We start from the raw sequence: 14,376 nt of genomic DNA, 5'->3' as shown, positions 1-14,376 counted from the left end.
AGAATAAAAAAATCTACGCCCGTTTAAAATATATATAATAAATATTTTTAAAGAGATTAAAAATGAATAAGAAAGATTACTATGAAATTTTAAATATTTCAAAATCAGCCAATGATAGAGAAATCAAAAGAGCTTATAAAAGATTAGCAGTAAAATATCATCCTGACAGAAATAATAACAGTAAATATTCAGAAAAAAAATTTAAAGAAATTAAAGAAGCTTATGAAATTTTAATTAATCCAGAAAAAAGATCAGCATATGATCAATATGGGCATTCTGCTTTTGAACAAAATTCTTCTGGAAGTGATTTTAACGGATCTTTTACTAGTTCTACAGATTTTGGTGATATCTTTGGAGACGTATTTGGAGATATATTTGAAAGCAATAATCAAAGAGAAAATTATAGAGGTTCTGATCTTCAATATAATATTTCATTAAATTTAGAAGAAGCAGTAAAAGGAACAGTAAAAGAAATTCATATTCCATCTTTACAAAAATGTCATTCATGTGATGGAAAAAAAACACAAAAAGGAACTGTACCAGAAAATTGTAATACATGCCATGGAAAAGGAAATATACATATGAGAAAAGGATTTTTTACAGTACAGCAAACTTGCCCTTCCTGTCAAGGACAAGGAAAATTTATAAAAAATCCATGTTCCACTTGTAATGGACATGGAAGAATTCAAAAATCAAAAAAATTATCTATAAAAATTCCAGCTGGAATAGATAATAATGATAAAATTAGATTAAATAACGAAGGTGAAGCAGGAGAAAATGGAGCTTCTTCTGGAGATTTATATATAAAAATAAATATTAAAAAACATTCTATTTTTACAAGACAAAAAAATGATTTATATTGCGAAATTCCTATTAATTTCACTCTAGCAGCATTAGGTGGAATAGTTGAAGTTCCAACTTTAAATACAAAAGTTAAAATTAAAATTCCACCAGAAACACAAACAGGAAAAATATTTAGAATTAAAGGAAAAGGAGTACAATCAATTAGAAATTACATGACAGGAGATTTATTATGTAAAATTATAGTAGAAACTCCAATTAATCTAAATCAATATCAAAAAACATTATTAAAAAACTTAAATAATAGTTTAAAAGGAACAAAAGGAGAAAAAAATAATCCTAAATCTAAAAAATTTTTTGATGGTGTAAAAAAATTTTTTCAAAATTTAACAACATGATAATAAAATATAAAGCGGTATTAATTTCATAAATTTATCTAAAATTTAGAAAAAATACTGCTTTTCTTAAAATTTTTATTAAATAAAAAATACTTATTTCGGTATATTTTTAATTTTTTTAAATAAATTAGATTTATATCGCGCTGCTTTATTTTTATGTATAATTTTTTTAATAGAATATCGATCTACTAAAGATTGCATTTTATTAAAAGCAATCATTGATTTCTTAAAATCATTTATCATGATATAAGATAAAACTTTTTTTACATATGTTTTAATAATAGAACGATTTTTATTATTAGAAAGTTTTTTTTTAACAGATAAAACAATACTTTTTTTAGAGGATTTTAAATTAGCCACTTTATACTCCTATATTTAAATACTTATAATATAAATTCATTATACTAAAATAATTATTTTAGTACAAAAAAAACTATAAAAGATATAAAAAATTATAATTAACAAAATTTATTTTAAAAAAATATTCTTCACAAATATTTAAATATACTATTAATAAAAAATTAAGAAAATACCTATGATAAATTATAAAAACACTTTAAATTTACCTAAAACAAAATTTTCTATGAAAGGTAATTTATCGCAAAAAGAAATAGAAATATTAAAAGAGTGGAAAAAAAAAAATATTTATTCAATCATTATTAAATCAAAAAAAAATAATAAAAAATTTTTTATACATGACGGACCACCATATGCAAATGGAAAGATACATATCGGTCATGCTTTAAATAAAATTTTAAAAGATATCATAATTAAATTTAAAAATTTATCAGGATATCAAGTACCATTTATACCGTCTTGGGATTGTCATGGTTTACCTATTGAACATAACATTGAAAAAAAATATAAAAAAAATTTTAATAATTTAACTAAAGAAAAAATTCGTTTAAAATGTAGACAACATGCATCAAAACAAGTCTTAAAACAAAAAAAAGATTTTATCAGATTAGGTATATTAGCTGATTGGAAAAATCCATTATTAACAATGGATTATAATAACCAAGCTAATATAATTAAGATTGTTTATAAAATTTTTAAAAAAAATTTTCTATATCAAGGATTAAAACCAATACATTGGTGTATAAAATGCCAATCTTCTTTAGCAGAAGCAGAAGTAGAACATAAAGAAAAAAAATCAGATTCTATATATTTTTCTTTAAAATCATATAATCCAAAAAAAATATTTAAAATATTTAGATATAAAAAAAAAAATCTTCATATAAAAAATATATATATTATAATTTGGACCACTACACCATGGACTTTACCTGCAAGTCAAGCTATTTCAATTAATCCTAATCTTATTTATAGTTTAATTCAAACAAAAAATAAAATATTCATTCTGGCTGAAAAAAAAATTAAAGAAGTATTTAAACTTCTTTCCATTAAAAAATATAAAAAAATTAATAATATTGAAGGAAAAAAATTAGAAAATATAAAATTTATACATGCATTTTTAAAAATAAAAATACCAATAATATTAAGTACACATGTAACTTTAGAAATCGGAACAGGTATTGTACATACTGCTCCAGCACATGGACAAGAAGATTATATTGCATGTCAAAAATATAATATTCAACCAAAAAATTTAATTAATTCTTATGGTTATTATAAAAAAAATATTCATAAAAAAATATATAAAAAAAATATTTTTAAATCTAATTCAATAATTCTTTCTTTATTAAAAAAAAAAAAATCTTTATTAAAAATTCATACTATTATACATAGCTATCCTCATTGTTGGAGACATAAATCTCCAGTAATATTTAGATCTACAAAACAATGGTTTATTAATATTAATAAAAAAAAATTTAGAAAAAATACACTTAATTTAATAAAAAATGTAAAATGGATTCCTAAATGGACAGAAAATCACTTACAATTATTAATTAAAAACAGACCAGATTGGTGTATCTCTAGACAAAGATCTTGGGGTGTTCCATTACCTTTTTTTATACATAAAAAAACAGGATTATTACATAATAATACCAAGAAATTATTAAAAAAAATTATTAATCTTGTAAAAGAAAATGGAATTGAAGCATGGTGGAAACTAGATAAAAATAAATTCTTAAAAAAAAATGGAAACTTTTATTATAAATCTTCAGATATTCTAGATGTTTGGTTTGAATCAGGATGTATGCATACTTCTCCTAGATATTTATATAAAAATAAACACAACATTGCTAATTTATATATAGAAGGATCAGATCAACATAGAGGATGGTTTATGTCATCTTTAATTATTTCTTCAATTATTCAAAAAAAACCTCCATTTAAAAAAGTAATTACACATGGTTTTACAATAGATCAAAAAGGACAAAAAATGTCTAAATCTATTGGAAATACTATTAGTCCAAATAATATAATTAAAAAATATGGAGCAGATGTATTAAGATTATGGGTAGCATCTAGTAATTATTCAAAAGATGTTTCTATTTCTCAAGAAATCCTTCATCAAACTATAGATTCTTATAGAAAAATTAGAAATACAGCTAGATTTCTATTAAGTAATCTTTATGACTTTGATCCTAAAAAAAATTCTTTATCTAAAAAAAAAATGCTAAAAATAGATCTTTGGATCATAGAAAAAACTTTTAAGACACAAGAAAAAATTATACATCTTTATAAAAAATATAAATTTCATAAAGTTACTAAAAAAATTTTGCATTTTTGTTTTATAGAAATGAGTTCCATATATTTAGATATAATCAAAGACCGTTTATATACTTCTGATAAAAATAGTCAAAATAGAAGAAGCTGTCAAACGGCAATATATCTTATTATACAAGCTTTTACTCTTTGGATTACTCCTATAATACCATTTACATCTTATGAAATATGGAAATATATACCTAATGTAAATGAAAATATTTTTATACAAAAATGGTTTAAAAAACTCTTTTTAATACCTAAAAAAGATATAATTAATAGTAAAACTTGGAAAATAATTTTTAAAATTAAAAATGAAATAAATAAACTTATTGAAAAAGAAAAAGAAGATAAAAATATTCAAAGTTCTTTAAATATATCATTAATATTATATCTAGATAATAATCTTTTTAAAAAACTTATTATTTTTAATAATGAATTAAAATTTATATTTTTAACTTCTAAATGCTATATTAAAAAATATTTAAAAGCTCCAAAAAATTTAAAAAAAAATAAAAATATTAAAGGAATAAAAATTAAACTAAAAAAACATACTGGTCAAAAATGTCATCGATGTTGGAATTATTATAAAATTAAAAAAAATAATGAAACAGAAAAATCAAAAATTTGTAATAGATGTGTACAAAATATTAATAAAAAAGAAGAAAATAGAATATTTGCATAAATGAATAAAATTATTTTTAAAATAAAAAAATATCATAAAATAATTATTATTATATTAATATTATTTATAGATTATTTAACTAAATCTTTTATTTTTAAAAATTTTCAAATTTATAATAAAATTAAAATCTTTAATATACTAAATATAGTATATGTAAAAAATTATGGATTTATATTTGGATGGTATGCATATAAACATATTTGGAACTATATTTTAATTAATACAATAAATATAATTTTTATTATAATCATGATTCTTTTTACATATTATTATATTTTAAATAAAAATTCTAAAAACTATTATTCTATTTTATTTTTAACTATAGGTTTTATTGGAAATACTATAGATAGAATCAAATACGGATATATTATAGATTTCTTTGATTTACATTATAAATATGTACATCTTCCTATATTTAATATATCTGATATATGTATTATATTTGGCTATATTTTTTTTTTAAAAAATTATATAAGTTTTTCAAAAAATTATTTTATAAGTTAAAAATACTTTTCTTATATTATATAAAATTTATCTCTTTAAAATATATAATTTATATATTTTAAAAATTATTTTATAAAAAATATGTTTTATAAAAATTAAAATTCAAGGATAAAACAAACATGAATAATAAAATTATTAAAATTGCTATTTCTGGAGCATTAGGAAAAATGGGTAAATCTTTAATCAAAGAAATAAAAAATTTTAAAAATCTTAAATTAAATTCAATTTTTATTAAAACTAAAAAAAATATAAAAAAAAAAGATTTTAAAATACTAAAAAAACTCAAAAAAAATAAAACTAATATTTACACCAAAATAAATAATACAACAGATTTTGATATATTAATAGATTTTACAAATCCTAAAAATACTATTAAAAATTTAAATTTTTGTTATAAAAATAACAAAAAAATTATAATTGGAACAACTGGTTTATCTAAAGATAATTATTTAAATATTAAAAAAAAATCTAAAAAAATTAGTATTTTACATGCAACAAATTTTAGTATAGGTATTAATTTAATATTAAATCTTTTAAAAACTACTACAAATAAAATTGGTAAAAAATCTGATATAGAAATTATAGAATCTCATCATCGTGAAAAAATTGATTCACCATCTGGAACAGCTATTACTTTAGGAAAATGTATTGCAAAAAATATGAAATTAAATTTTCATGATATTGCTGTATATAATAGAAATAAATCAAACTATCAAAGAAAAAAAAATGAAATAGGATTTAGTAGTATTAGAGCAGGAAAAATAATAGGAAAACATTCTATATTATTTTCTACTATAGGAGAAACAATTACTATTACACATCAAGCATTTAATAGAAAACCTTTTTCTCAAGGTGCTCTTCAAGGAGCAATATGGATATATAATAAAAAAAATGGTTTATTTACTATCAATGATGTATTAAAAAATGATAAATTTTAAAAAATTTAAATCATTATTTAGATATCTCTTAAATATTTTATTCATATCAATTAAACTTAAAATATAGAGGAAATTTTGAAAAAAAAAGCTGTTTTAATTTTAGAAGATGGAAGTAAATTTTACGGAAAATCTATAGGAATTCAAGGTATTCAAACTGGAGAAATTGTATTTAATACATCTATGACAGGATATCAAGAAGTACTAACTGATCCATCTTATAAAGATCAAATAATTACATTTACTTATCCACATATTGGTAATGTAGGAGTAAATATAAACGATGAGGAATCTTCTTTAATACATATTAAAGGATTAATAATACGTGAAATTTCTCCTATATCTAGTAATTATAGAAGTACAAAAAGTCTTATAGAATATTTAAAAGAAAATAAAATATTAACTATCATTAATATTGATACTAGAAAATTAACAAAAAAAATAAGAGATACAGGTTCGCAAAAAGGTTGTATTATATGTTTAAATAAAATACCAAAATTCAAAAATTATAAAGATATTTTATTATATAAAAATAAAAATATTAAATATAAAAATAAAAAAAAAATATATATATGGAAAGAAAAAAGTATAAATATTTATTCTCAAAAAAAAGAAAATTATTGTACTTATTATATGAAAAAAAAAAATATTATTGCATATGATTTTGGAATCAAAAGAAATATTTTAAGAATGTTAAAAGATAGAAAATGTAATTTAATTGTAGTTCCAGAAAATACAAATTTTAAAGATGTACTCAAACTATCTCCAGATGGAATATTTTTATCAAATGGTCCAGGTGATCCAAGAATTTTCACTCAAGCAATTCAATCTATAAAAAAGTTAATTCAATATAATATACCAATATTTGGAATATGTCTTGGACATCAAATATTAGCATTAGCTAACGGAGCTCAAATAAAAAAAATGAAATTTGGGCATCATGGTAGCAACCACCCTGTACAAAATATTAGTACCAAAAAAATATTTATTACTTCTCAAAATCATAATTTTGTTATTAAAAAAGAAAATTTACCAAAACAAATAAAAATAACATATATATCATTATTTGATAACACTATACAAGGAATAGAAATCCTTAATAAACCTATGTTTAGTTTTCAAGGACATCCAGAAGCATGTCCTGGACCTAATGATTCATCATTTTTATTTGATCAATTTACAAAATTAGTAAATAAAAAAAAAAAATATCAAAGAGAAAACAATGCCTAAAAATACAAACATTAAATCTATATTAGTACTTGGAGCAGGACCTATAATTATTGGTCAAGCATGTGAATTTGATTATTCTGGAGCTCAAGCTTGCAAAGCCTTAAAAGAAGAAGGATATAAAGTTATTTTAATTAATTCTAACCCTGCAACCATTATGACTGACCCAGAAATTGCAGACAAAACATATATTGAACCAATTCATTGGAAAATAGTAAAAAAAATAATTAAAAAAGAAAAACCAGATGCATTACTTCCAACTATGGGTGGTCAAACAGCATTAAATTGTGCGTTAGAACTTTATCATAAAAAAATATTAGATCAATATAAAGTAAACATGATTGGTGCAACAGTAAAATCTATTAAGAAAGCAGAAGATAGAAGTTTATTTAGAAAATCAATGAAAAAATTAAATCTAAATGTTCCAAAATCAGGTATTGCTCATTCTTTTAAAGAAGCTTTAATTATATTAAAAAAAGTTGGTTTTCCATGTATTATCAGACCATCTTTTACTATGGGAGGAACAGGAGGAGGAATTGCTTATAATCAAAAAGAATTTAAAAATATTTGTATACAAGGATTAAAATTATCTCCTACACAAGAATTATTAATTGATGAATCTATGATAGGTTGGAAAGAATATGAAATGGAAGTTGTAAGAGATAAAAATAATAATTGTATTATAGTTTGTTCAATAGAAAACTTTGATCCTATGGGTATACATACAGGAGATTCAATTACAGTTTCTCCAGCTCAAACATTAACTGATAAAGAATATCAAATAATGAGAAATGCTTCAATTAATATTCTTAAAGAAATTGGTATTGAAACTGGAGGATCAAATGTACAATTTGCAATTAATCCAAAAAATGGAAAAATGGTCGTTATAGAAATGAATCCTAGAGTTTCTCGTTCCTCTGCTTTAGCATCTAAAGCAACTGGATTTCCTATTGCTAAAATCGCTGCAAAATTAGCTATTGGATACACATTAGACGAACTAAATAATAAAATTTCTGGAACAAATATTCCAGCTTCTTTTGAGCCATCTATAGATTATGTAGTCACTAAAATTCCAAGATTTAATTTTGATAAATTTCCTAATAGTAATAATAGATTAACAACTCAAATGAAATCTGTTGGAGAAGTTATGGCTATTGGAAGAAATTTCCAAGAATCTTTACAAAAAGCAATTCGAAGTTTAGAAATTGATTCTCATGGATTTAATTCAAAAATTAAATTATATAAAAAAAACGCTATAAAAAAAATAAAAAAAGAACTAAAAAAACCAGGATCTGACAGATTATGGTATATAGGAGATGCGTTTAGACATAACATTACTCTTAAAAAAATAAATAAATTAACATATATTGATAAATGGTTTTTAATACAAATTAAAGAAATTATTGATTTAGAAAAAAAAATAATTAAAAATCCCAATAAAATTAAAAAAATTAATTTTTTAAAAAAAATGAAACAAAAAGGATTTTCTGACATAAGATTAGCTAAATTAACTAAAAAAACAGAAAGTCAAATTAGAAAATTAAGATATAAAAATAAAATATATCCAGTATATAAAAGAGTAGATTCATGTGCTGCAGAATTTAAAACTTCTATTGCATATATGTATTCAACTTGGGAAGATGAATGCGAATCTAAACCTACATTAAATAATAAAAAAATTATTATTTTAGGAAGCGGACCTAATAGAATTGGACAAGGAATAGAATTCGATTATTGTTGTGTACATGCAGCACAAGCTTTAAGAGAAAATAATTTTGAAACAATTATAATTAACTGTAATCCAGAAACAGTATCTACAGATTATGATATTTCAGATCGATTATATTTTGAACCAATTACATTAGAAAATGTTTTAGAAATTATTCGAATTGAAAAACCTCAAGGAGTAATTATTCAATTTGGAGGACAAACACCATTAAAATTAGCTAAATCTTTAAAAAAAGAAAAAATTAAAATTATTGGAACAAATGCAAAATCTATTGATAAAGCTGAAAATAGAAAAATGTTTCAAAAAATTATTACTAAATTACATCTTAAACAACCGAAAAATTCTACAGTAATAAATTTATCAGAAGCTATTAAAAAATCTAAAAAAATTAAATATCCAATGATGATTAGACCTTCATATGTATTAGGAGGAAAATCTATGGAAATTGTATATAATGAAAAAAATCTAAAAAAATATTTTAAAGATAAAATACAAGAAAATCAAAAAAATCCTGTTTTAATAGATCACTATTTAAATAATGCTATAGAAATAGATGTAGATGCTGTTTGCGATAAAAAACAAGTACTAATTGGAGGAATTATGGAGCATATTGAACAAGCAGGAATACATTCAGGAGATTCAGCTTGTTCACTTCCTTCATTTTCTCTAAATCATAAAATTTTAAAACTAATTAGAAAACAAGTCAAAGAAATTGCTTTAGAGTTAAAAATTAAAGGATTAATAAATATACAATTTGCAGTAAAAAATGATAAATTATATGTAATTGAAGTAAACCCAAGAGCAGCACGCACTATACCTTTTATTTCTAAAGCTACCAGTATCCCATTAGCTAAAATAGCAACTCAAGTTATGATTGGAAAATCTTTAAAAAAACAAAAATTTTGTATAAAAGAAATTCAAACTATTTATTTTTCTATAAAAGAATCTATTTTTCCATTTAATAAATTTTCTCATGCAGATCCGATTCTTGGACCAGAAATGAAATCTACTGGAGAAGTAATGGGAATAGGAAAAACTTTTTCAGAAGCTTTTGGAAAAGCAATGGTAAGTACTCAAACTGTAATTAATAATCAAAAAAAAGTTTTATTATCTATTGAAGATATTCACTCAAAAAAAATTATTAAATTATCTAAAAAATTAATAAAATTTAATTTTAAAATTGATGCTACATCTAATACATTTAAATTGTTAAAAAAAAATAATATTCCTGTAAAAAAAGTAAATAATATTAATGAACAAGAACCAAATATTAAAAATCATATAAAAAATCACAAATATTCATATATTATTAATACTGCTTATTCTACAGAAGAAATAAAAAAATCAAAAATTATTCGAAGATATGCTATTAAAAATCAAATTTACTATAATACTACAATTAATGGAGCATTAGCTGCAGTTCAATCATTAAACACAAATCCATTTAAAAATATTATCAGTTTACAAGAATTACATAAAAAAATTAAAAAAAAAATAAAATATAATTAATATAATTTAAAATATATAAAAAATTATACAATTTCTAAAAAATAAAATTTTAAAAACATCTTCAAAAAAATATTATAATTTAATCAAATCATATTTAAAAATAACCATTCAGTATAATATATAGAATTTTAAAATTATTTAACCTATTAAAATAGATATTATTATTAATAATATAAAATCTAAATACGTTAGTAAATTCAAAATAATTTTTTTAAAATGATTATAGGAAGAAAAGAAATATATATTTTCAATTTCTCCCTATTTAAAATTAAATATATTTTAATTACAAAAAAATTTTCAAAAATAATTTATTTTAAAAAAAAAATATATACACAAATTTTATAAATAAAATATTTATTGATTTTATTTTATAAAAACTTTAAAAATCTTTAAAATATATTATTTAAATAAATTACATTTAATTGTAAAAAATCTTTTATCTTCCCACCTTAAAATAGTTAATTTTCTACCCCAACAACAACCAGTATCTAAGGAAAAAATATTTTCTGGTGTTGTTGTGTTTCTTAAAGACGACCAGTGTCCAAAAAATATAGAATAATTTGGCTTTAATTTATTTTTAATCAAAAACCAAGGTATTAAATTCTTATTAAAATGAGGAGGTGTATCTTTATAATTAAAATCTAATTCTCCATTTAAATGACAATATCTCATTCGAGTAAAAGAATTTATAATAAAACGAAAACGATCATACTTATTTAAATTTGAAGACCAAATATTTGGAAAATCACCTTTCATACATTTTAAATATTTTAAAAAATTTTTTCCAGATAATCTATTCTGTGCTTCTTTAGAATATTTTATAACTTCTTTCATTGTCCATTTTGGAAAAATGCCAGCATGAGACATAACTAACTTTTTATTTAAATCATACTGAATTAAAGGAGTATTTTTTAATTTATTAATCAAAAAACTTAAATCAGAACAATTTAATAATTCAGAAATTTCTTTTTCTATAGATTTTTTTTCTACATTAAAATATATAGATAAAAGATTTAAATCATGATTACCTAAAACTAATTTAGCTTTATTTTTTAAAGAAAAAATAAATTTTAACACTTCTAAAGATTTAGGTCCACGACCTACTAAATCTCCTGTAATCCATATTTCATCTTTAACACTATTAAATTTTACTTTTTCTAAAAGTGAATAAAACTGATCATAACATCCATGAATATCACCTATAAAATAAGTACTCATAAATAAATCTTCCTTATTAAAAATTTATATAATTTTTTCAAAAAAAAAAAAAAAAAAAAAAAAAAAAAAAAAAAATAGGTTTTATGAATTTTTTATATCTTTACATATTAAATAATCTGTTAATTTACAATATTTTTTTAAAGATAAATTTTCTGCACGTAATTTAGAATTAATATTTAATTTTAATAAAATCTCTTCTGTAAATAAATTTTTTAAACTATTTCTTAGTATCTTTCTTCTCCTAGAAAAAGCAATTTTTGTAATTTTACTTAATATATTTAAATCAAAATTAAACTGTGGAAAAATTTTATGTGGAGAAAACTTTAAAAAAGTTGAATAAATTTTTGGAGAAGGATAAAAAGAATTAGGAGATATATCAAATAATTTTTTTACTTTAAAAAAATATTGTATTAAAATACTTAAACGTCCATATAATTTACTATTAGGATGCGATAAAATACGATTTGCTACTTCTCTTTGAAACATAAAATACATATCTTTAATAATAAAATTAACCTTAGTTAAATTAATTAATAAAGAAGTAGATATATTATATGGAAGATTACCAAAAATTCTTATTTTTTTTTTTTTATTATTTGAATAAAATTTAAGAAAATTAAAATTACAAACATCTTTTAAAAAAAAATTTATTTTTGAAAAATTTACTTTACTTTTAAGAAAATTCAACATATCAACATCAATATCAATTACATTTAATGTATCTACAATATTACATATAGGAATTGTCAAAGCTCCTAATCCAGGACCAACTTCAATTAATAAATCATTTTTTAAAGGATTAATACATTTAATAATTTTTTCAATAATTACAGAATCTTTTAAAAAATTTTGACCAAATTTTTTTTTTGGAATAAATGTTTTATATTTATATTTTTTATTATATATCATATAATCTCTTATAAATTAAAATATTGATCAATCATTATAATATTTATAAAATTATTAATTTCTATATTTTATTAAAAAATTTTTTAAAAATAAATTATAAAAAAACAAAAATTAATAATTATTATTAAAATAAATATAATTAAATAATAATTTATAAATTTATATTATTTAATATATTTTAAAAAAAATAATAATAATTTATGAAAAAATTTTTTATTTTATATATAAAATATGTTATAAATAAAAATATATTTTTAATAAATATAATAAAAGTTAAAATACAAAATAATATCTTTTATAATTTATTTTTTTAGATATTTTTTAAATTTATTAATTTATTATAATAAAATATATTTAATTAAATTTAAAAATATTTAAAAAAAAATTTTTAACAAAATTATAAAATATTAAAAATATTATTTTTTTTTTAAAAAATAATTTTATTTTAATATTAAACTATAATATTTAATATAAAAAAATATTACTAATATTTAATATTATTAATATAAAAATATTATATTTTGTTTAATTAATATAATATCTAATAAATAAGTTTATTCAAAGGATAAAACGATGGAAGTAATTTCAAATTATATTTCAAAACAATCAACTATGTTTTTTATCCTAATCACTATATTTATTTCATTTATAGAATCTTTTGTTTTGATAGGTTGTTTTTTACCTGGAATAGTAATAATGTCATCATTAGGAGCAATAATCGCACATACACATAATAAATTTTATCCTATTTGGATTGCTTCTACTATAGGATGTTTATTAGGAGATTGGATTTCTTATTTTATAGGATGGAAATTTAAACATTTAATTAAAAATTTAAAAATTTTTAAAAATAACTTTATTATAATTCAAAAAATTAAAAAATTATTACAAACATATAATTTAATAACAATATTATTTGGAAAATTTATTGGAATTACTAGACCGATTATTCCAGTTTTGTCAGGAATGTTAGAAATTTCATTTTTTAAAAAATTTTTCTTTCCAAACTTACTTGGTTGTATATTATGGCCTATAATATATTTAATGCCAGGTATCATAACTTTCTTATTCACTCAACTTCCTCATTATTCTAAAGATAATTGTTTTAAAAAATTCTGTATATTTAATATAATAATTATTTTTTTAAGTTTATGGATAATTTTAAAAAATTTTAAAAATAAAAATTATATAGAAATAATACATTTTTTAAAAAAAAACTATATGTCTTGGTTACCTATAATAATTTTAATAATTGGAATAATAAATTTTATAATTTTACAATTTCATCCAGAAATGATTATATTAAGATCTTTAATCATAAAAATATTTTATTATAAATAGTTTTCATCAATCTTTAAACATTTTAAAAATATAAAATCTATAAAAAATTTATATTTTCATATTATAAGAATAATTCTCACATTAATTTATAATAAAATATTATATTTAATTTTTTAAAAAAAATATAAATTTATATTCTTAAAAAATCTATATGAATAAATTTATGTTTAAATGGATGTCTTTGTATTTCTTTTAATTTAACATTAATTTTTTTATCTTTAATAACAATAAAAAAATTATTATTTTTTAAATTATTTTTATTCAATAAATTTAAAATTTCATCTTGTTTTAATTGAATTAATAAAGATTGTTTGTTCTTTCCATAAATAATTGATGGAAAATAATTTTTTAAACGTAATTTTCTACTATTTTGTGTTCCATGAAAATATCTTTTTCTAGCATATATATTAATCATATTTTATTCCTTTATAAAAAAAATTTTATAAA

The 14,376-nt window shown here is 19.3% G+C and carries 11 protein-coding genes; 7 read left to right on the top strand and 4 right to left on the bottom strand.

What is annotated here, in order from left to right; translation table 11 throughout:
* Positions 1 to 62: 62 nt before the first annotated feature.
* Positions 63 to 1,199 (top strand): molecular chaperone DnaJ, encoded by a 1,137-nt coding sequence (gene dnaJ / locus LDP12_RS01515; RefSeq protein WP_265226616.1) that lies wholly within the window; start codon positions 63 to 65, stop codon positions 1,197 to 1,199.
* 93 nt (positions 1,200 to 1,292) lie between these two features.
* Here dnaJ and rpsT read toward each other — a convergent pair whose 3' ends face one another.
* Positions 1,293 to 1,559, bottom strand: a complete 267-nt coding sequence (rpsT, locus tag LDP12_RS01510) for a 30S ribosomal protein S20 (RefSeq protein ID WP_265226615.1) — start codon at positions 1,557 to 1,559, stop codon at positions 1,293 to 1,295.
* 175 nt (positions 1,560 to 1,734) lie between these two features.
* On the opposite strand from rpsT, the gene ileS reads away from it, so the two are divergent.
* The 5 genes from ileS (at position 1,735) to carB (ending at position 10,461) form a co-directional block, all read left to right on the top strand.
* Entirely contained in the window at positions 1,735 to 4,557 is a 2,823-nt protein-coding gene (gene ileS, locus LDP12_RS01505) for an isoleucine--tRNA ligase (protein ID WP_265226614.1), read from the top strand.
* A complete protein-coding gene (locus LDP12_RS01500; protein WP_265226613.1) occupies positions 4,558 to 5,061 on the top strand; it encodes a signal peptidase II in 504 nt (167 codons plus the stop codon).
* A gap of 119 nt (positions 5,062 to 5,180) precedes the next feature.
* The gene (gene dapB / locus LDP12_RS01495; RefSeq protein ID WP_265226612.1) at positions 5,181 to 5,999 is read left to right on the top strand and encodes a 4-hydroxy-tetrahydrodipicolinate reductase; all 819 of its coding nucleotides are present in this window, start codon (positions 5,181 to 5,183) and stop codon (positions 5,997 to 5,999) included.
* 63 nt (positions 6,000 to 6,062) lie between these two features.
* On the top strand, positions 6,063 to 7,226 hold the full coding sequence (gene carA, locus LDP12_RS01490) for a glutamine-hydrolyzing carbamoyl-phosphate synthase small subunit (protein WP_265226632.1): 1,164 nt from the start codon (positions 6,063 to 6,065) through the stop codon (positions 7,224 to 7,226).
* Positions 7,219 to 10,461 (top strand): carbamoyl-phosphate synthase large subunit, encoded by a 3,243-nt coding sequence (gene carB / locus LDP12_RS01485; protein WP_265226611.1) that lies wholly within the window; start codon positions 7,219 to 7,221, stop codon positions 10,459 to 10,461. Before carA ends, carB begins: the two co-directional genes overlap by 8 nt.
* Before the next feature lie 399 nt (positions 10,462 to 10,860).
* Here the strand turns inward: carB and LDP12_RS01480 are convergent, their stop codons facing one another.
* Positions 10,861 to 11,679: a symmetrical bis(5'-nucleosyl)-tetraphosphatase gene (locus LDP12_RS01480; RefSeq protein WP_265226610.1), complete on the bottom strand. Its 819-nt coding sequence runs from the start codon at positions 11,677 to 11,679 to the stop codon at positions 10,861 to 10,863.
* A gap of 81 nt (positions 11,680 to 11,760) precedes the next feature.
* Positions 11,761 to 12,588 carry a 16S rRNA (adenine(1518)-N(6)/adenine(1519)-N(6))-dimethyltransferase RsmA gene (gene rsmA / locus LDP12_RS01475; RefSeq protein WP_265226609.1) on the bottom strand — a complete coding sequence of 276 codons (828 nt, stop codon included), beginning with the start codon at positions 12,586 to 12,588 and terminating at the stop codon, positions 11,761 to 11,763.
* Positions 12,589 to 13,161: 573 nt separating this feature from the next.
* Between rsmA and LDP12_RS01470 the strand changes: the two genes are divergently transcribed.
* The gene (locus LDP12_RS01470) at positions 13,162 to 13,929 is read left to right on the top strand and encodes a DedA family protein (protein WP_265226608.1); all 768 of its coding nucleotides are present in this window, start codon (positions 13,162 to 13,164) and stop codon (positions 13,927 to 13,929) included.
* Positions 13,930 to 14,059: 130 nt separating this feature from the next.
* Here the strand turns inward: LDP12_RS01470 and rplY are convergent, their stop codons facing one another.
* Positions 14,060 to 14,344, bottom strand: coding sequence for a 50S ribosomal protein L25 (gene rplY, locus LDP12_RS01465; protein ID WP_265226607.1), 285 nt, complete (start codon positions 14,342 to 14,344; stop codon positions 14,060 to 14,062).
* Positions 14,345 to 14,376: the final 32 nt, after the last annotated feature.

The sequence above is a fragment of the Buchnera aphidicola (Chaitophorus viminalis) genome (assembly GCF_026122795.1).
Lineage (GTDB): Bacteria > Pseudomonadota > Gammaproteobacteria > Enterobacterales > Enterobacteriaceae > Buchnera_J > Buchnera_J aphidicola_BK.
Note: the sequence above shows the minus strand (reverse complement) of the source record. Positions and strands in the feature narration are given on the sequence as shown.